Consider the following 19,351-nt stretch of genomic DNA (forward strand, 5'->3'; position numbering starts at 1 on the left):
TGTGCATCTTCGTTTTCGCGACGGATTGAGCGAGAACGGCCACTGATCGAACTTCCAAGGATGGATTCTCCATGTTCGCGCAAACCGAACGCTGTCGTGCTGATCGCCAATCGTCGCATCGCAGCGCGCCGTTGGCTATCTGCGGTGTGCTCGCGTTTGCCTGTCTGTCGCTTGGTGTGCTCGCCGGGTGCAATACGCCGATCAAAGCACTGGTCGGCGGCAACATGAACCTGGGCGGGAATATGGGGGTCGATGGCGACATCCGCATGACCGGCGAGATGGTCACGGTCACCCGGAACGACAACACCGCTTCACCGGTTCAGACGGTCGTTGTTGACGGAAGCCACACTTTGGGTGGAGGTCGGATTGCGATCGTGGACGTTGACGGCCTGATCGTTAATCGAAACTTCAGCGGTCTGAATTCGATGGGCGAAAACCCTGTCGCGCTCTTTCGAGAAAAGATCCGGCGGATTGAATGCGACGGATCGGTCGCCGCCATCGTGCTGCGAATCAACACGCCCGGTGGTGGTGTGACGGCGAGTGATATTCTGGCCCACGATATCGCGAGGCTGAAACAATGCCGCGATATTCCGGTGGTGGCCTGTTTGATGACGACGGGGTGTGGCGGTGGCTACTACCTCGCGACACACGCCGATCAAATTGTTGCCCACCCGACGTCAGTGGTCGGCGGGATCGGGGTGATCCTCAATAGCTACAACATGGAAGACACGCTCGCTCAGTACAACATCATTCCTGTTCCGGTGAAGTCAGGCGACAAGATCGATCTGGGGACGCCGGAACGGACGATGGAGGAACGGGAGCGGGCGATCTTGCAACGGATGGCGAATCAATTTCATGATCGGTTCATTGCTCAAGTGCGACGCTCCCGCGGGCATCGGTTGAGCGAAACCGAAGACATGCTCGCGCTCGGATTGAGCGACAGGGAAAAAGATGCGAGGGATCTCGAAGAAGATCAGTTCGGCGATGAGTCCGACGGCGGTTCCGATCGTGACCTCGGCGAGTTATTCGATGGGCGCGTTTGGACGGGCGAGCAGGCGGTTGACCTCGGGTTGGTCGACAGCACCGGTTACCTCGATGATGCGATCGACATTGCCGGTCGGATGGCGGGGCTTTCATCGGACGCTCCGGTCGTGCTGCTGCGTCGTGATAACGATCGCGCGTTGAGTGAGTTTGACGTGACGCCGAACTCGCCGATGAGCAGTTTGTTGCCGCTGAGTATTCCAGGGTTGGATCGTTCGAAGATGCCGACGTTCCTGTACCTGTGGCAACCTGAGCCGAGCTTTGTGACGGCGGGCGGCTGATCCGAAGTCGTTGTCGCCGCGTGAGAGATGTCGGCGCATGAAAAACGGCGACCAACATGTGGTCGCCGTTTGCTGAATGTTTCACCTCGCCGGAGCGATTGCGTCTGAGGGCGTTCGCCCCGCGGGGCTGCGTTTAGCTGCAGCCCATCGAGTTTCCGCAGTTGTGGCAGAGGTAGCAGTTTCCGTTGCGGACCGTGATGCTGCCGCAGTTGTCACAGCTCGGTGCGTCGGTTTGGAACCGCGAGAACTGGTCGGCTTGGCCGCCGAGTTGGTTTTCGGGTTTGGGTTCCGAGTGACCGTTCCGTGAGGAGCCGTTGGTTCCCGAAATGCTGGCCATCATGATTGCTCGCTCGGCGATCGCGACGGCGGCACCGGCATCGTTCTTGAGTTCCTGCATCACCGAACTGGTTGCTTTCGCAGCCGGCGGGGTGCCAGCGACGGCGACACCGTTTTCGACAGTCACACCACCGAGGATTTCTCCGCCCGATGCGGTTTCCGGTCCGTTGCCCGGCGAAGCCTGTGGTGCGTGGTCGTGACCGGACATGAACGTGATTCCGAGCCAACGCGCGATGTAGTCGACGACGCTCTTGGCGATGCGGATGTCTTTATTGGACGTGTGTCCCATCGGTTCAAAGCGGGTGTGGCTGAACTTGTTGACGAGCACGTCGAGCGGCACGCCGTACTGCAGTGCGATCGACAACGCGGTGCCAAAGCTGTCCATGATGCCGCCGATGGTCGAGCCTTCTTTGGCCATCGTGATGAAGATTTCACCCGGACGACCATCGGGATAAAGACCGACGCACAGGTAGCCTTCGTGGCCGGCAATGGTGAATTTGTGCGTGAGGCTTTGGCGGGTGTCGGGCAGACGTTCGCGGCTCGGCTTGTAGACGATTTTCTCAACCGTCTTGGTGATGACTTTCGCTTCACCGGCTTCGTTCGATTCGTCTTGTTTGGTGTTGAGCGGTTGCGACTGCTTGCTGCCGTCACGGTAGATCGCGATCGCTTTGAGCCCGAGTTCCCATCCCCAGAAATACGCGTCGGCGATGTCTTGCGGCGTGACATCGTTTGGCATGTTAACGGTCTTGGAGATCGCACCGGAGAGGAACGGTTGAGCGGCGGCCATCATGGTGATGTGGGCACGCCATCCGATGCTGCGGACGCCGTTGGCTGGTTTGAACGCACAGTCGAAGACGGGCAGGTGTTCGTCCTTGAGGCCGGGTGCACCTTCGATCGTGTCGTTTTCGTCGACGTACTTCAGGATCTCGTCGATCGTGACTTGGTCGTAACCCAACGTCTTCAAACCGAGTTTGACGGTTTGGTTGACGATCTTGAGCATCCCGCCGCCGGCGAGTTGTTTGTATTTGACGAGTGCGATGTCCGGTTCGATCCCGGTCGTGTCGCAGTCCATCATGAAGCTGATGGTTCCGGTCGGAGCGAGAACCGTCGCCTGGGCGTTTCGGAAGCCGTACTTCTTACCAACCTTGGTGACTTCGTCCCACAACTCTTGAGCGGCTGCCTTGAGTTCCTCAGGGCCTTCGTCGCTGATGTCGTCACAGGCATCGCGGTGCATTTGCATCACGCGATTCATGGGTTCTTCGTTGCCCTTGTATCCTTCAAACGGTCCGACCACGGCTGCCATCTCGGCACTGGTGCGGTTGGCTTCGCCGTGCAACAACGCGGTCAACGATCCGCACATGCCGCGGGCCGCGTCGCTGTCGTAAGGCAGGCCGGCGGTCATGACTACGCTGCCGAGGTTCGAATAACCGAGACCGAGTGGACGGTACAGGTGGCTGTTGCGGGCGATCGGCTCGGTCGGGTAACTCGCGTGGTCGACGAGGATTTCTTGAGCGATGAAGAAGATACGTGCCGCGGCGCGGAAACGCTCGACGTCGAAGCTGCCGTCTTTGCCGACGAACTTCATCAAGTTGATGCTCGACAGGTTGCACGCCGTGTCGTCGAGGAACATGTACTCGCTGCAGGGGTTCGATGCGTTGATCGCTCCGCTGTTAGGGCACGTGTGCCATTTGTTGATCGTGGTGTCGTACTGCACGCCGGGGTCGCCGCAGTGCCATGCACACTCAGCCATCTTGTTGAGCAGTTCTTTGGCGTCGTACTTCGGTGGGGTTTCGGTTGGTTTGTCCGTGACCCAGCGGGTTTGCCATTGTTCGCCTTGGCGGACGGCGTCCATGAAGTCGTCGGTCAATCGGACCGAGAGGTTGGCGTTCTGGAAGCAGACGCTGCTGTAGGCTTCACCGTTGAAGTTTGACTCGTAGCCTTCACGGATCAACGCGTGTGCCTTCTTCTCTTCGGCCCATTTGCACTCGATGAACTCGAGAATGTCCGCGTGCCAAACCTTGAGCGATTGCATCTTGGCGGCGCGGCGGGTTTTGCCACCCGACTTCACGACGCCGGCGATCGAGTCGTAAACACGCATGAACGAGAGTGGGCCCGATGGAGTTCCGCCGCCGGAGAGTTTTTCACGTTGGCTGCGGATTGTCGATAAGTCGGTTCCGGTACCGCTGCCGAATTTGAACAGCATCGCTTCGCTGCATGCCAAACGCATGATGTCTTCCATGTTGTCATCAACGCTTTGGATGAAACATGCCGAACCCTGCGGGTACTCGTAAGGGTTGTCTGGTTGTGCGGTGGTTTGCGTTTCAGCGTCCCAGTGCCAGTTGCATTTTGCACCGGTCACGCCGTACTGAGTGTGTAGGCCGACGTTGAACCATACCGGGCTGTTGAAAGCACCATGTTGGTGCAGGCACAACCAAGTCAGGTCGCGATAGAAACGCTCGCCGTCTTCGGCGGTGTCGAAGTAACCGTCGGCGAGACCCCAGTCCGTAATGGTACGGGTCACGCGGTGGACGAGTTGACGAACGCTGCGTTCGCGTTCGCCTTCGGTGTTCGGATCGCCGTAGAAGTATTTCGAGACAACGACGTTGGTCGCCAATTGGCTCCAGTTCGAAGGGACTTCGCAATCGTTTTGCTCAAACAGGACTTTGCCGGTTTCGTCTTTAATTGCAGCGCTGCGAAGGTCCCACTGCGTCGTCGCGAACGGCGTGCGTCCGTCGTCGGGGCAGAAGCGGGCGTCGATTTTCAATCCGGTGCGTTCGCCACGCGGGGCGGCGTTGAATTTTTGGCGGGCGTATTCGACGCCGTGTTGGGAGTCGACCTTCTCCAAGGCAGGGTCGTTGTGGGGTGACCGCGTTTCCACCCCGGCGTGTGCGCCGCGGTCTGACTCGGAAGCGGTGCGATTGGACTCGGCGGCGGTTTTGGTTGGCAAAACGGTGGACATAGATTACTGGCTCCGGAAAGAAGTCATCCTTGTGGCGGTCATCCTTGCGCAATTCTTTCTGAAGATTCGAAAGTTGCTGCGGATTTCAGAAACGATTCATTGATCAAAAAATCAACTCACATCGCCTTCCCACATGTCAGCTACTCACTCCCAAAAAATTGGGAAGGGCGGGCCATTGGTATCGGTAATACGTGACCCGCAAACTCGCCGTGAAACGAATTGCTATCACTACCGGTAGTGGCTTCCATGCCTTCGAGGCACTACATGTGGACGACGCACGGAATGTTAGGGATTTGTGAGGATGTGTCAACGAAAAAATTTGAGGCGTCCTAAGTTGCGTCTCCGGCATGAGTTGCGGAGTGGCCTCGTTTCCGACCTGCGCGCTATGTGTGTCCCCCTTTTCGACGTAAAGTGCGTGCGGCTTGCGGGTTAGTAAAACGCCGACGGCGGCCCAAACCGGCCGTGGAAAAACTGTCAGAAGTTGCTTTTTTTACAAGCTCTTCTTGAGAAGCTCATCGGAACCGACAGCGGAGGTGGCAAAATGGTTCGGTTACACGAAGTGTGTGTCGCGTGTCGGTCGGGTTCTAACTCCTTTGGGGGTGGAGCAGGCTGAGCCGATGACCGCGAAGTTGGCATTCGTATCGATCGGGCTGGGCTCCCGGAATCGGACACTTAGGGTGGTGTGCGCCTCGTTGGCCTCTGTTTCACGCATCCGTCCGTGACGCGACATTTCGGGGTGAGTGTTTGGGGCTCGGGATTTCGATTGGCTGGGATCTCGATTGGTTTGGGGCCTCGATGAGGGTGCTTCGAAGGAGGTGCCTGTGCCGCAGGCGGGGGCCCTGTTGTCACGGATGTGGGCCGATACCCTACGACTCAGTGCGACGGCGGCGTCGGACGGAGGGCTGTTTCCTCTTTGCTAAGCTGCCTTGTTGCGGTCGTTCCGCATGCAAAATACTGGCTTTTATTGGGTCGTTTGACGTGTTGAGTAATCGCGAGTTTTCTAAACGTGGAAGTGCCGGCCGTTTTCGAGAACGGCCGTGGCATCGAAGTCTTGAGCAATCCCCGGCAGTCGCCTCTGGCGTGATGTGTCTGATCGTCGCAGTTGGCATGTTTTCCGGTGGGTGCGACAAACCGCCGCCCGTGACGATGGCGAAGACTCCCCGTCCGGTCACCGTGATGGTCTTGGAGAAGTCCAAGCCCAGGTCGACTTACTCGGCGTCGGGCAGCGTGAAGTCGTGGAAGACCGAAGAGATCGGTTTCGAAGTGCCCGGCCGCGTCGAGTGGGTTCGTGAACCGGGGCAAGATATCGATGGTCGGATCGTCGACCCGGATGGCAACTTAGTGCGCCCCGGCACTCCGCTGGCGCAGATCGAGCCGACCCGGTACAAGATCGCCGTCGAGTCCGCCGAAGCCGATTTGGAGATTGCGAAGCTTCGAAAGGAGAGCCTGAAAATTCGTTTGGAGGAAACGCTCGACGCGGAGTTGAAGTCAGCCGAGGCAAATTTGAGCTTGGCCAACGACGAATTTGATCGTGTCCAGCGGTTGAAGAAGCAGAACGCCGCCTCGACGTCGGAGTTCGACCAAGCCTTCAATTCGGTTCGCACCAACGAGGCGACGATCAATTCGATCCGGGCGAGCATGAAGCAGGCGGAGGCAGAACTGCAGTCCGCCGAAGCCGAGATCAAACGGGCCCAACAGGCGCTGCGCGATGCGCAACGTGATCTGGAGAACACGACGCTTTACGGTTCCTATCAGGGACAGATCTCTGACGTGATGGCGGTTCCCGGCAGCGTGGTCGATGCCGGCACGCCGGTGTTGACGTTGCAGATGACCAACCCGATCACGGTCGAGGTGGAGTTGTCGGCGGCGCAGTCTCGCATCATCCGAAGTCGGCGTGATTTGATGACGCGGTTCGACCTGCCCGACGGAACCGAACATGAATCGTTAGGTTTGGTTTACAGCATCGATCCGAGCGCGGACCCAACGACGCGTACATTCACGCTGACGTTGCTGTTGCTCAACGAGAAGTTTCGAGACGAACTTCCACCGTCGATATCATCCGATTCGGTTGCCCGCAGTGAAAACGTCTGGCCGTTGCAACTCAATCGCATGATGGGCACCCCGGATAATGTCTTCCTCGTCGAAGAGGATGCGATCGTTCGTGACGACAAAGGCGCGTTCATCTATTTGATCACCAACGCCAAGTTGCAGCAGCCGATTCCCGAGGTGATGAAGGTTCGTCCCCAGCGAATTGTGGAAAGGGAACTACGCATCCCGTTTTTGGGAAACTGGGTCTTTCAGTCAGTCGATTTTGTCAACGAGGATGGCACCCCCGCCGAAGTTCCGTTGTCGACGTTGTACGTCGGCAAGATCGAAGACGGGGACTCGGCGCCGCCTCATTGGGACGGTGAATCGGTGGCACTCGATGCGGGGTCGGTTTGGATGCTGCGTCCCGGCGATTTGGTGACCGTGGATTTGGCGAGCACCGTGTCCGAGCCCGGTTTCTATGTGCCGATCGAAGCCCTTTACCGTGAGTTGGATCAGACGTACGTCTTCACCGTACAGAGCGGCATCGCGAAACGGATTCAGGTCACCGCGAAAGCGCAAGACAGTTCCAGCGACGGTGCCTTGTTTGAAATCCAATCGTCGCAATTGACCGAGGGGATGCCGTTGATCGGTGGCGGTGTTCACTACCTGCACGATGGCGATGCGGTGCAGGTTGTCGGCAGCGGCGTGGAGGATGTCTCACGGACACCTTCGGTGGATGAATCCGTCGACGGGGAGGCATCGTAATGGGATTGCCTGCTGCCGCGGCGAAGTATCGAACGATTGTGGTTTCGTTGTCTTTGATGGCGATGCTGTGGGGAACAATCACTTTCTTCACGATGCCGCGCCGAGAGGATCCGCAGTTCACGATTCGGGTTTGCGTTGTCTCGACGTCATGGCCGGGGGCGCCCGCCGAAACCGTGGAAGAGTTGATCACCGACAAGATCGAGCAGACTTTGATCAGCATCGAGGAGGTCGACTTCACCCGTTCGACCACTTTGACGGGACAGTCGACGATCTTCGTTGAACTCGAGGACAACGTCCCGCCGTCGGACATTCAAAACGTTTGGGACAAGGTCCGAGCGCGAGTCGACTTGGTGCCGATGCCGGCGGCGGATATCCGTCCGGTGGTGAACGACGAGTTCGGCGACACCTCGGTGTTGTTGCTCGCGGTACACCAAACGCCTTCGCATGATCGTGAAAAAATTCGCGAGCAAGATGCCTATTCCGATCGGCAACTCGAGATCTACGCGGAGGATATCCAGGACGCGTTGCGGTTGCTGCCGGGCGTCGCCAAGGTCGAAATGTTTGGCGAACGCGATGAAGCGATCTACATCGAAACGGATCTCGCCAACTGGGCTCAATTGCAACTGACGACCACGCAGTTGCAGGCCCTCGCGACGCAGCGAAACATCATCCAGGCCGGTGGCGAACTCGACACCGAATCGGGGCACTACAGCGTCAAGACGGAAGGCGAGTTCAACGCCGTTCAAGAGATCGAACAGATCGCCAGCACGGTGCGAACGGGGCGAGGCGACAACAGCGTGCCGCTCAAACAACTCGGGCTGAAAGTGACCCGTGGCGTGGAAGATCCCGCGGACTATTTATGTCGTTTCGGTGATGAGTCGGGAGCGACGCCCGCCGTGATGTTGGGGATCACGATGAAGTCGGGGGCCAACATCATTGATGTTTGCACGACCGCCAAACGACGCGTCGACGAAATGATGCATGTCGAGAAAAGACTGCCGCCCGACATCGGTGTAACGGCTGTCTCGGATCAATCGACGAGTGTCGAAAAGAAGATTACCGATGTGATCGTGAACGTGGTCGAAGCGGTGTTGATCGTTGTCGTGGTGGTGTATGTCGTTGTCGGTTTTCGTACGTCTTTCGTCATGGCGGCGAACATCCCGATCGTGGTGATTGTGTCTATCGGATTGATCTCATTGTTTGGCGTTGAGTTGGAACAGATCTCGCTCGCGGCTTTGATCATTTCGCTCGGTCTGCTCGTCGACAACGCGGTGCAGGTGTGCGATCAAGCTCGTTCGAATCAGATGGCTGGCATGAAGCCGTTTCCTGCGGCGATCGAAGGTGCCAACACTTTGGCGGTTCCGATGTTGGTCGGGACACTGACGACGATGGCGGCCTTTGTGCCGATGTTGTTTTCGCTCGAGGGAGGCGGCAAAGAGTACGTGTACAGTTTGCCGGTCACGGTCTCGACCACGTTGGGGCTGAGTTGGCTGTTGGCGATGACGTTGTGTGTGATCCTCGCGGGGTTTTTTATTCGCGCGCCGAAGTCAGACCGATCGGGTTCACCGATCATTGCCGCCTATGAAACGGTGACGGGCTGGTTTCCGCGGTTGAGGAAACGCAAAGCATCGATCGCGTCTGCTGGACGCGAGAGTCTGCCTCACCGTGTTTACAACGTGATCGGTGGTTGGGCGGTGACTCACTACTGGATCACGATCCTGCTGACCATTGTCATGGTGGTGGGAATCTTGATGTTGCCGGTCAGTTCCGAGTTCTTTCCCAACGCGGCGGGAACCCAGTTCGCCGTAAAGGTGATCCTTCCCGAGACGGCAACGATTGAACAAACCAGCCGCGCCGCGGAGGAGGTGGAAAACATCATTCGTCGGTTGAGTCAGGAGCAACCCGAAGGAAAGGGATGGCTGCGTTCGTATCGGACTCTCGTCGGTGGCGGAGGTTCCCGTTGGCATCTGAGTTGGAGTCCGGAGCCGAAGAATCGTGCGTTCGCCGAGATACTGGTTCGCACCACCGACACTTCGGTCACGCCGCTCTACGTGCAACGCGTGCGCGAGGTGGCCGAGCGTGGTGACGCGTCGCTCGGGATCTCGCCGGTGATCGGAGCGAGAGTGGTGCCGGTGCAGTTGGCGTTGGGGCCGCCGGCGGACCCGTTGGTATTTCGGATATTGGGCAGCGGGTTTGCCGATCCGGACGTGCTCAGGACCGCTGCCGATCGTCTCAAACAGATTGTCGCCGCTCAGCCGGAGACGTGGGACGTGTCGGATTCATGGGGCATCGACGGATATCAAATTCGAGTCGCGGTCGACCCCGATCGAGCAACCCTCGCCGGGGTGACGAATTCCCAAGTCGCCAAGACGTTGAACTCGTATTACTCCGGACTGCAACTGACCACCTTCCGTGAAGGCGATCACCAGGTTCCGGTGTACTTTCGGTTGGAACAGAAACAGCGTGAATCCATCAACGGTCTGCAGGAATCGTTCGTTGAAGGCGACAACGGAAAAGTGCCGTTGGCATCGATCGCGACGCTCGAACCGACGTTTGAACTCGCGAAGATCGGCCGCCGGAATATGAATCGAACGATCGAGGTAAGTTCCCGGATGGAACCTGGCGTGACGGGAAACGATGTCGTCTCGCGTGTCTTGAAGTCGGACGAAATGGAAGCGCTTAAAGCGAGTTTGCCTGTCGGCTACTGGATCGAACCGGGAGGCTCTTACGAGGAAAGCGTCGAATCGGGCGGTCAGATGATGAAGTCGTTTGCGATCTCGTTCGTGCTGATCATTCTGTGTTTGCTGTTTCAATACAACGGTTGGTTGCGCCCGCTGATCATCCTCTCGACGTTGCCGATCGCTTTGGTGGGGGCATGGCTGGGTTTGTATCTGTTTGACGAATCGCTCGGTTTTATGCCGCAGTTGGGGATCCTTGCTTTGTTCGGCATCGTGCTCAATACGGCGATCATCTTCATTGAGTTTGCGGATATCTTGGTTGCCGAACGATTGGCGGCAAAACGGGCCGCCGATCCGCAGTCGACGAAACAGGATGGCAGCGAAAAGGGGGGCACCTATCGTCTTTCGAACAATGAACTGCGAGAGTGCTTGGTGGAAGCAGGCAAACAGCGGATGCTGCCGATCTTTTTGACCACTGCGACCACGGTCGGAGGATTGATTCCGTTGGCTCTCAGTGGCGGGCCGCTATGGGAAGGGCTCGCGTACTGCATGATCGTCGGTTTGAGTTTGACCACGGTTTTGACATTGGTGATTATTCCGGCGTTGTATGCTGCCACCCGACGTTGATTGTGGAACTCCCGCGACGGATTATCTCGGGCGAGTTAACATGGTGGTTTTCAGTAGCCCGGAAATAGGAGAGAGGAATTGGCGAGCACTCACGATGTGCCCAAACGGAAGGTGGCGGTCGCGTTGATGGCGCATCCCGATGACGCCGAGATGACCTGCGCGGGAACCCTCATTCGGTTGTCGCGGTCGGGGTGGGAGATCCACATTGCGACGGTGACCGCCGGGGACTGTGGCTCGCAGTCGCTCGGTCCCGAGGAAACGGCAGCGATGCGAGTGGAGGAAGGAACGCGGGCGGCGGAGCTTGCCGGGGCGACTTTCCATTGTCTCGGCGAACCAGATGGTCGCGTGGTTTACGATCGGCAATCGCTGCAAAAGACGATCGATCTGTTTCGCAGAATCACACCGAGTCTGGTGATCACGATGCCGATGTCGGACTATCATTCCGATCACGAAATGACCGGCCGACTCGGGCGGGCGGCGAGTTTTGTTTATGCGGCGCCCAACGCTTCTGATGTTCCGCTCGGCGATGGGGCGACGGTGCCGCGAGTTTATTACTGTGACGGACTCGGTGGGCGGGATCGCATGGGTGACCTGATAGAACCGACCACGTTTGTCGACATTTCAGGACAACTCGAGCTGAAGGCTTCAATGTTGGCCTGTCATCAAAGCCAGCGGGATTGGTTGCGGTCGCACAACGGCATCGATAACTACATCGAATCAATGCGAACGCACAGCGTTGAGAGAGGTCGCCAGTGTGGCGTCGATGCTGCGGAGGCATTCGTGCAACACCGAGGACACGGGCACCCGGCCGATGATCTGTTGTTGGAGATGTTCGGCCCGGGCAGACGCGGCAATTGAAAGAGCCGATGAGGTGGCAACGAACGAGTTGCCAAACCGGTTAAAAAAACGGCCGCATTCCGATGTCGGAGTGCGGCGCGGTGGAAACGCTCATTCGCGGTTGTTCGTCCTGACGTTGTTCATGCCGAGATGTTTCGGGCGTTTAGCCGGTGGGCGACACTAGCGGACGCCACCGGAAAGCGTGACCCGATCAGCTAAACATCTTGGCTTCGTAGGCACTGATCTTATCTTCATGTTGCAGTGTCAGTGCGATGTCGTCGAGGCCGTGCAAAAGTTTGTGTCGACGGCTGGGATCAACCTCGAACGATCGCTCGAACCCTTCGCCGTCGGAGACGGTTTGGTCTTCGAGGTTAACCGTCAATTGGTACGGGTTGCCTTTGGCGGCACGTTGGAAGAGTTCTTCGACGTCTTCTTCGCTGAGCACGATCGGCAGCAAACCGTTTTTGAACGAGTTGTTGTAGAAGATGTCTGCGAACGACGGCGCGATCACCGCGCGAAAGCCGTAATCGTCCAGAGCCCAAACGGCGTGTTCACGGCTGCTGCCGCTGCCGAAGTTCTGCCGTGCGATGAGAATCGAGGCGCCTTTGACGTTGACTCGGTTGAGTTCGAAGTCGGGGTTCTCGGTCTCGCCGTCGTCGAGGAAACGCCAGTCGAAGAAGAGGAATTGGCCGAAGCCGGTTCGTTCGATTCGTTTGAGGAATTGCTTGGGGATGATCGCGTCGGTGTCGACGTTGGCTCGGTCGAGGGTGGCGACGACGCCTTGATGAATGGTGAAGTTTTGCATGATGGGAGCGTGTGTGGAGAGCGGTTGACGGGAGTGCCTATTCAATGGGCCGCGACAACAATGGGCAGCAACAGCGATTGGCAGTGACAACAATGAGCAGCGACAAACGGGGCGTGGGAAGGAGTCCGTCTGGGCTCGCTGCCCACGCCGCTGCGGACGGGAGTTGGTTACTTGTAGTCCCAATCTCGAATGTCAACGAAGTGGCCTGCCACCGATGCCGCGGCAGCCATGGCAGGACTGACCAAGTGAGTACGTCCGCCTTTACCTTGGCGGCCTTCGAAGTTTCGGTTGCTGGTACTCGCACATCGTTCGCCGGGGGCGAGTTTGTCCGGGTTCATTGCCAGGCACATGCTGCAACCGGCTTCACGCCAATCCATTCCGGCTTCGGTGAAGATTTTGTCGAGGCCTTCCTTCTCGGCTTGGGCTTTGACCTGTCCGCTGCCTGGAACCACCATCGCGTTGACTTTGTCGCTGCAGCGGTGTCCTTTGACGACCGCGGCGGCGGCACGCAAATCTTCGATGCGGGCGTTGGTGCAGGATCCGATGAAGACGCGGTTGATGTCGATCTCGGTGATCGGTGTGCCCGCTTTGAGGTCCATGTACTGCAGCGACAGAGCGGTCGTCTTTTGCTCGGTCGGGTCCGTCGAATCGCCCGGGTCCGGGACACGCGCGTCGATGCCAACAACCTGCCCCGGGTTGGTGCCCCATGTGACTTGAGGTTGGATGTCGCTGCCTTGGTAGACGTTGCTGCGATCGTAAGTGGCACCCGAATCCGACGGCAGTTTCTTCCACCGTTCGACGGCGGCGTCGAAGTCTTTCGGCGCTTCGGGACGGCCACGCAGGTAGTCAAACGTGGTTTGGTCAGGGGCGATCATGCCGGCGCGGGCTCCCGCTTCGATCGACATGTTGCAGACCGTCATCCGTTCTTCCATCGTCAACGCGCGGACGCAGTCGCCGGTGTATTCGAGAACGTATCCGGTGCCTCCCGCGGTCCCGATCTGTCCGATCAGGTACAGGATCATGTCTTTGGCGGTGACGCCTCGAGGCAGTTCGCCGTCGACCCGCAGTTCAAACGTTTTCGGTTTGTACTGCAGCAGCGTTTGGGTCGCCAAAACGTGTTCGACTTCGCTCGTTCCGATCCCGAACGCGAGCGCACCAAAGGCTCCGTGCGTAGCGGTGTGCGAGTCGCCGCAAACGATAGTCATGCCTGGTTGGGTGTACCCATTCTCAGGCCCGATGACGTGAACAATCCCTTGGCGGACGTCGTGGATGTCGAACAGTTCGACACCGAACTCTTTGCAGTTTTCACGCAGGGTTTCGATCTGTTTGCGACTGATCGGGTCTGCGATGGGCAGACTGCGGTCGCTCGTCGGGACGTTGTGATCGGGAGTCGCGATGGTGCGTTCGGGCCGGCGAACTCCACGGTTGTTGATGCGGAGGCCTTCAAACGCTTGTGGGCTGGTGACCTCGTGTACCAAGTGCAGGTCGATGTAGAGAATCGACGCTTCTCCCTCAGGAGCGTGCACCAAATGGTCGTCCCAGATCTTGTCGAGCAACGTACGGTTGCCGGTCGGGGCGGGTGTAGAGGCCGTTGCTTCCGCAGCGGCAGCGTTTGAGTCAGACATCTAGCGGGGCGAGTCAAAAAGCAGGGAAACGAGGGGCGAGAACCAATTCCCACCGCATCGTCCACACTGTCGACACTCGGACGCAAAATGTCAAGCGAAGGCGTCTTCGTCGCCACAACTCGGCGTCCTATCAGGCCGCATCTGCAGTCTGCAGACCGCACCTGCGTCTGATCGCCTCGCAGTTGTGGCCTGTCTACTTGTTGTCGGTAACCTCCGACCTAAACCGGTTCCTCGATGTACTCTTTGACCTGTTCGGTTTGGCCCGGAACGATCCGGGTGATGCTGACCTTGGTCCGTCGCAGTTCGTCGACTTCGTTGATCAGTTGCGAGATCAGGTCGGCGACTTCGGATCCGGCGTTTTCGCCGATGTTGACCATCAGTGCTTTCCGTGAGTTGTAGCTCAGTCCTCGATTTTCCATGATAGAAGTGTCCGTCGCGAAAGAAGTAGGGTCATCGATGAGAAAAACCTGCAGAACAGGCGTTCAGTTATTTTAGTTCGTGGTCGCAGCTGTTGAAAAGGATAATCTTAATTTTTCTTCCCACAATGCAAACTTTACTCAACCGTCACGCTCTTAGCTAAGTTGCGTGGTTTGTCCACGTCACAACCCCTCAAAACTGCAATATGGTACGAAAGTAATTGCAGCGGTACGACAGTTATAATCGGCTGCAGGAACTCCGGAGCTTCGGGAATCGTGATGACATCGTCCGCGATTTTGCGGATTTCTGTGTCTTCGGAGCTCGCGATGGCGATCACGGGGCCTCCGCGTGCCTTCACTTCTTCCATGTTTGAGAGCACTTTGTCGTAGGTGGTGCCTCGGGGCATGATGAAAACGCTCGGGGTGTCGGCATCGACCAACGCGATCGGGCCGTGCTTCATTTCCGCCGCCGGGTAGCCTTCGGCGTGGATGTAGCTGATTTCTTTGAGTTTGAGGGCCCCCTCGAGTGCGGTGGGGAAGTTGTACCGACGTCCGAGGTAGAGGACGTTGCTCGCCGATTGGTACTTCTCGGCGACCTTTCGAACTTCCGCGTCGCAGGTCAATGCTTGCTCGATCATCGCCGGCAGGCGACGGAGGTCCTCGATAATTCGCTCTCCGGTCTCGAAACTGGTGTGTCGAGTCCGGCCGAAATACAGGGCCAACATCGCCAACACGCAGCACTGACTGGTGAAGGCTTTCGTGCTCGCAACGCCGATTTCCGGGCCTGCGTGAAGGTAGACGCCGCCGTCGGAGGCCTGTGCAATGGAACTGCCGACGACGTTGCAGATTGCCAACGTCCGGTGCCCTTTTCGCTTGGTTTCGTTGAGAGCCGCGAGGGTATCGGCGGTCTCGCCACTTTGCGTGATCCCGAACACGAGGGTGTTGTTTTCGATCGGCGGGTTGCGGTACCGCAGCTCGCTGGCGTATTCGACGCAGACCGGAATTCTCGCGAGTTCCTCGATCATGTATTCGCCGACGAGGGCGGAGTGCCAACTCGTTCCGCAGCCGGTCAGGATGATTCGTTCGACGCTGCGAAGTTGCTGCGGCGTCAGGTTGAGCCCGCCGAAGACCGCGGTCGCGTCTTGGTCGTTCAGGCGACCCCGCATCGCGTTTCGCAGGGCGTCGGGTTGTTCGTAGATTTCCTTGAGCATGTAGTGCTCGTAGCCGTTCAGGCTGACTTCACCCGATTCGGCTTCGAGCGGTTGGATATTGACGCGGACTTTGCCGCTGTCGCGATGCAGTACCGAGAAGCCATCGGCGGTCAAAACCGCGAGTTGATGGTCGGCGAGATAGACGATCCGGTCGGTCCGGCCGGCGATCGGGGACGCGTCGCTGGCGACGAAGTACTCGCCCCGTCCGACGCCGATAACGAGTGGACTGCCGAAGCGAGCAGCAATCAGGAAGCCTGGTTTGTCGCGGAAGACCACGGCCAAACCGTAGGTCCCGCGGAGTTGGCCGATCGCCCACTGGACCGCGGTCACGTAGCGTGCGTGCGGTTGGTCGTCGGTCGGTGGCGTTTGGGCGAGACCTTCGGCGATCAAGTGAGCGATGACTTCGGAGTCGGTCGCCGATGTGAATTGGTAGCCTTTCTCGATCAAGCCATCCTTGAGGGCCTGATAGTTTTCGATCACCCCGTTATGAACCAGGACGACTTCGCCATCGCCGCCGATGTGCGGGTGCGCGTTCTCTTCCGTTGCCGGCCCGTGGGTGGCCCAGCGGGTGTGGCCGAGCCCGAGCGTGCCCGGCGGAGGCGTGCCCAGGCGGTCAGCGAGCGATTGAATTCTGCCGACCGATCGCGTGATCGCAATGTCCGCGTCGCCAAAAATCGCAACCCCGGCACTGTCGTATCCGCGATATTCCAGCCGGCGGAGTCCGTCAATCAGGAACTCTGCCGCGTCTTCGCCGCCAACATATCCAACTATTCCGCACATCGCTTTGATTAAGCCTTGGTTATTCAGGGTCGCGGGGCAAAAGCACGCTTTTGACGAACGCGATTGCTATGATCACAAACGGTGAACGAGTCTACACCGTTTGGTCGGTTTCGGTTCGCAAAATAACTTGTGATCCTCTCGGTTTCGCAGCTAGATCAGCCGACGTCAAGAGCGAGCAACGATGCGGCCCAGGTAGGGGGTACCTTAGTCGTTCCTTGGGTGTTTTGCAATTTACTTTTGTTCTCGCCCCGATGTACGGTTTTTCGGGCCCTGGTCGGTGAGAGGTTCGGCGGAGCGGCGACGCCGTTTTCATTTGTCTTTCCCGACCTATCGCCAGCCCGATTTGTTCGACCCAACCGATGAAAGTCGGCCGGCTTCGATGCGACTGACTGGAAAGAGCATCGGCCGAATTCTTCGTTCCGAATTGATGGAATCCCGTTGTGAAGCATCATGTCACCCGGCAACTCTCGTTTTTGCGAGCAACCGCGATCGGTGGAGTCTTCTTTCTGCTGCCTTTTGCCGTGCTGTGTTTTTTCCTGGGCCAGATCGCTCAGGTGGTTTTCGCGATCGCGGTGGAAATTCAGCCAATCCTGCGAGACTATTTGGGCATCAACGATGCCACCGGGTACGCGTTGATCTTTGCAATCGCTCTGTTGGTGTTGATCCTGGCTTGTTTCACCGCAGGGATTTTGGCCAGCCGATCGGTGGCGAAACAGTTCACCGGTTGGGTCGAGAAGTATCTGTTGATGATGTTTCCACGTTACGCGATCTTCAAAGAACAGCTCAGCGGAAACATTGGCGGGGAAGTCTCGAGGAATCGCCTCAAACCAGTCCACGTGCGGCTCGAGGGTTATTCCCGAATTGCGTTTGAGGTAGAGAGGACCGAGGATTCGCAGTCGGCCACGCATCCCGAACATGTGACCGTGTTCCTACCCGGATCGCCTGACCCGTGGAGTGGATCGGTGATTAACGTCACGCCGGATCGAGTTGAGCCGATCGAGACGCCCTTCCCCGACGTCTTGGGGGCTTTCGAAAAGCTCGGGGTGGACTCGCAGAAAATCTTGCGAGGCGAATCGGTGCACGATTGATTTAACGTGCCTGCCGCGACCGATGCCTGGGGATATCCGTGATGCCCTTGTCGGTTTATCCTAACAAACAGTTGTTTTGTGAAAAAACGGACACCCCCTCTCCTCCACTGAACGTTCTCTCCTTCGGGCTGGTTCGTCGCCGGTTCCGGTCAATCAGGCTCTGTCGCGATGAGCGAATTCCTTCTTTATTATCGTCGACCTGATCCCACGACGTGGGTGTACATGTCGTCGTTTTTGACGATCGGATTGTTCTTCGTTTTTCGGCGTTTTTGGAGCATCCGTAATCTCGACATCCTGCTGCTGATTTTGCTCGCGCCGGGATTGTTGATGGTCAACGAAGGATACCGTCGACAAACCCGTTTGGATCGAGAGCTGGTTCAAACGCTCGCCCAGCAACGATCCGCTGGCGAGTCGCTGTCGATAGAGGACTCCACGTCATCGCAGGAGAAAACGAAGCCGGGGGCGTCCGGTTCAGATCAGGCGGCTCCGGTGCAGACGAGTGTTCGCGGCAGCGAGCCATTTCCAAACGATTCGTCGGAACCCGCGGGGGACGCAGAACTTTTTGGGGACGCAGCACTAGGGGACGCAGAACTTTTGCGAGACTCGGACGCTCCGAACGAATCAGGTGGTCAGACGCTCGTTTCCCAGTCGCAAGATTCAGCCCCCGCTCCTGATCCAACCGCTCTGGATACAGCCCCCGCTCTGGATGCACACCAATCTGCTGAGGTCGCGGACCCTCGGACTCCCGAACAGATCGCAGCCTACGATTCAGCGACGTCGATGCGGCGGAACGGATTCATTTGGTTGTTTGTGATCGAGATGGGTTTGATGATCCGCATGTTGCTCGACCCGTTGATGGTCCGGCGGCCTTTGTTGGATCCGAACCTGACGACCGGTGGGTTGAACTTCCTCGGTATCTCTCTGTTCATTTTCATGATGGCGAACGTGGTCGCCAGCACGCCGGAAATCCAACGCGAACAAGGCCCCGAACTTGGCCCGGGCTACGCGTTGATGAACATGTTACCGACGATTCCAGTTCGCCCCATCAGCGAAGTGATCGGAGGAGCCGAACCGCCAACGCTCGATGAGTTATCGCCGGCGCAGCAGAGTCGCGCCGCGATCGCAAAGATCATCGCCATCATCAGCCAATCGGCGATCCTGATCGGAATCCTGCTGATCGGCAATCGCCATTTTGGAAACCTCCGCGCCGGAGCGGGCTGTGCCACGTTGTATCTGTTGATGCCTTACACGGCGCAAATGACCGGTCGGGTCGATCACGTGGTGCCGGCGGCGCTGCTGCTTTGGGCGATCCTGCTGTACCGTAAACCGTTCTTCTCGGGATTGTTCGTCGGGGCCGCTGCGGGACTGGTTTACTACCCGTTCTTTCTGTTGCCGCTTTGGTTCAGTTTCTATTGGCAGCGAGGGGCTCGGCGTTTTGCCATCGGCGTTCTGTCGATGATTGGTGTGTTGATGGCGCTGCTCGTGCTCGACGGGACCGAGCCTTTCTTTGAACACTTACGACAGATGTTCGGGCTCTTCTTCCCGACGCAGGACCCGCGTGGTGTTTGGGAACTCGGGTGGAATCCGGTTTGGCGTCTGCCGGTGATCGTGGCCTTTGTCATCCTGAGTATCTTTCTGGCGATTTGGCCCGCCCAGAAGAATCTTGGCATCCTGATCAGTTGCTCGGCGGCTTTGATGATCGCGGCTCAGTTTTGGCACGGCTATGGCGGCGGGTTGTACATGGGATGGTTTCTGCCGCTGTTGCTGCTTACGATCTTCCGGCCCAATCTTCAAGATCGCATCGCTCTGAAAGTAATCGATGCGGCCGCCACGTCGCCGCCACGCGCGCCCGCCCAAATGGATGCAGCCTGATA

Annotated in this window: 11 protein-coding genes; 6 read left to right on the forward strand and 5 right to left on the reverse strand. The window is 58.0% G+C overall.

The annotated features are described in order from the left end of the window. Positions 1 to 71: 71 nt before the first annotated feature. Positions 72 to 1,322, forward strand: coding sequence for a S49 family peptidase (locus RSSM_RS20865; RefSeq protein WP_008683559.1), 1,251 nt, complete (start codon positions 72 to 74; stop codon positions 1,320 to 1,322). Positions 1,323 to 1,455: 133 nt separating this feature from the next. Here RSSM_RS20865 and RSSM_RS20870 read toward each other — a convergent pair whose 3' ends face one another. Next, a complete protein-coding gene (locus tag RSSM_RS20870; RefSeq protein WP_044303170.1) occupies positions 1,456 to 4,617 on the reverse strand; it encodes a vitamin B12-dependent ribonucleotide reductase in 3,162 nt (1,053 codons plus the stop codon). 1,146 nt (positions 4,618 to 5,763) lie between these two features. Here RSSM_RS20870 and RSSM_RS20880 point away from each other — a divergent pair. The 3 genes from RSSM_RS20880 to RSSM_RS20890 all read left to right on the forward strand — a co-directional run bounded on the left by RSSM_RS20880 (position 5,764) and on the right by RSSM_RS20890 (position 11,573). Beyond that, positions 5,764 to 7,410: an HlyD family secretion protein gene (locus RSSM_RS20880; protein WP_236621281.1), complete on the forward strand. Its 1,647-nt coding sequence runs from the start codon at positions 5,764 to 5,766 to the stop codon at positions 7,408 to 7,410. Next, positions 7,410 to 10,715: an efflux RND transporter permease subunit gene (locus tag RSSM_RS20885; protein ID WP_008683569.1), complete on the forward strand. Its 3,306-nt coding sequence runs from the start codon at positions 7,410 to 7,412 to the stop codon at positions 10,713 to 10,715. The genes RSSM_RS20880 and RSSM_RS20885 overlap by 1 nt, the downstream gene beginning before the upstream one ends. A 126-nt stretch (positions 10,716 to 10,841) precedes the next feature. Beyond that, a complete protein-coding gene (locus RSSM_RS20890; RefSeq protein WP_044303177.1) occupies positions 10,842 to 11,573 on the forward strand; it encodes a PIG-L deacetylase family protein in 732 nt (243 codons plus the stop codon). A 190-nt stretch (positions 11,574 to 11,763) separates the two neighbouring features. Here the strand turns inward: RSSM_RS20890 and leuD are convergent, their stop codons facing one another. The 4 genes from leuD to glmS form a co-directional block, all read right to left on the reverse strand. Beyond that, positions 11,764 to 12,357: a 3-isopropylmalate dehydratase small subunit gene (gene leuD, locus RSSM_RS20895; protein WP_008683574.1), complete on the reverse strand. Its 594-nt coding sequence runs from the start codon at positions 12,355 to 12,357 to the stop codon at positions 11,764 to 11,766. 167 nt (positions 12,358 to 12,524) lie between these two features. Next, on the reverse strand, positions 12,525 to 13,982 hold the full coding sequence (gene leuC, locus RSSM_RS20900) for a 3-isopropylmalate dehydratase large subunit (protein ID WP_008683576.1): 1,458 nt from the start codon (positions 13,980 to 13,982) through the stop codon (positions 12,525 to 12,527). A 218-nt stretch (positions 13,983 to 14,200) separates the two neighbouring features. Continuing rightward, positions 14,201 to 14,401: a hypothetical protein gene (locus RSSM_RS20905; RefSeq protein WP_008683578.1), complete on the reverse strand. Its 201-nt coding sequence runs from the start codon at positions 14,399 to 14,401 to the stop codon at positions 14,201 to 14,203. A gap of 134 nt (positions 14,402 to 14,535) precedes the next feature. Next, complete coding sequence (gene glmS / locus RSSM_RS20910; protein ID WP_008683580.1) at positions 14,536 to 16,389, reverse strand: glutamine--fructose-6-phosphate transaminase (isomerizing); 1,854 nt, start codon at positions 16,387 to 16,389, stop codon at positions 14,536 to 14,538. A gap of 440 nt (positions 16,390 to 16,829) precedes the next feature. On the opposite strand from glmS, the gene RSSM_RS20915 reads away from it, so the two are divergent. Together RSSM_RS20915 and RSSM_RS20920 are read left to right on the forward strand one after the other, a co-directional pair. After that, positions 16,830 to 17,477, forward strand: coding sequence for a DUF502 domain-containing protein (locus tag RSSM_RS20915; protein ID WP_008683582.1), 648 nt, complete (start codon positions 16,830 to 16,832; stop codon positions 17,475 to 17,477). Positions 17,478 to 17,645: 168 nt separating this feature from the next. After that, positions 17,646 to 19,349 carry a hypothetical protein gene (locus tag RSSM_RS20920; protein WP_044303171.1) on the forward strand — a complete coding sequence of 568 codons (1,704 nt, stop codon included), beginning with the start codon at positions 17,646 to 17,648 and terminating at the stop codon, positions 19,347 to 19,349. Positions 19,350 to 19,351 lie beyond the last annotated feature (2 nt).

The organism is Aporhodopirellula sallentina SM41 (genome assembly GCF_000346505.1).
Taxonomy (GTDB): domain Bacteria; phylum Planctomycetota; class Planctomycetia; order Pirellulales; family Pirellulaceae; genus Rhodopirellula; species Rhodopirellula sallentina.

Coding starts and splice junctions, on each gene's coding strand:
- RSSM_RS20905 (WP_008683578.1), bottom strand. CDS start 14,401: ATGGAAAATCGAGGACTGAGCTACAACTCACGGAAAGCACTGATGGTC.
- RSSM_RS20890 (WP_044303177.1), top strand. CDS start 10,842: ATGGCGCATCCCGATGACGCCGAGATGACCTGCGCGGGAACCCTCATT.
- RSSM_RS20885 (WP_008683569.1), top strand. CDS start 7,410: ATGGGATTGCCTGCTGCCGCGGCGAAGTATCGAACGATTGTGGTTTCG.
- RSSM_RS20880 (WP_236621281.1), top strand. CDS start 5,764: ATGGCGAAGACTCCCCGTCCGGTCACCGTGATGGTCTTGGAGAAGTCC.
- RSSM_RS20920 (WP_044303171.1), top strand. CDS start 17,646: ATGAGCGAATTCCTTCTTTATTATCGTCGACCTGATCCCACGACGTGG.
- leuD (WP_008683574.1), bottom strand. CDS start 12,357: ATGCAAAACTTCACCATTCATCAAGGCGTCGTCGCCACCCTCGACCGA.
- RSSM_RS20870 (WP_044303170.1), bottom strand. CDS start 4,617: ATGTCCACCGTTTTGCCAACCAAAACCGCCGCCGAGTCCAATCGCACC.
- glmS (WP_008683580.1), bottom strand. CDS start 16,389: ATGTGCGGAATAGTTGGATATGTTGGCGGCGAAGACGCGGCAGAGTTC.
- RSSM_RS20865 (WP_008683559.1), top strand. CDS start 72: ATGTTCGCGCAAACCGAACGCTGTCGTGCTGATCGCCAATCGTCGCAT.
- leuC (WP_008683576.1), bottom strand. CDS start 13,982: ATGTCTGACTCAAACGCTGCCGCTGCGGAAGCAACGGCCTCTACACCC.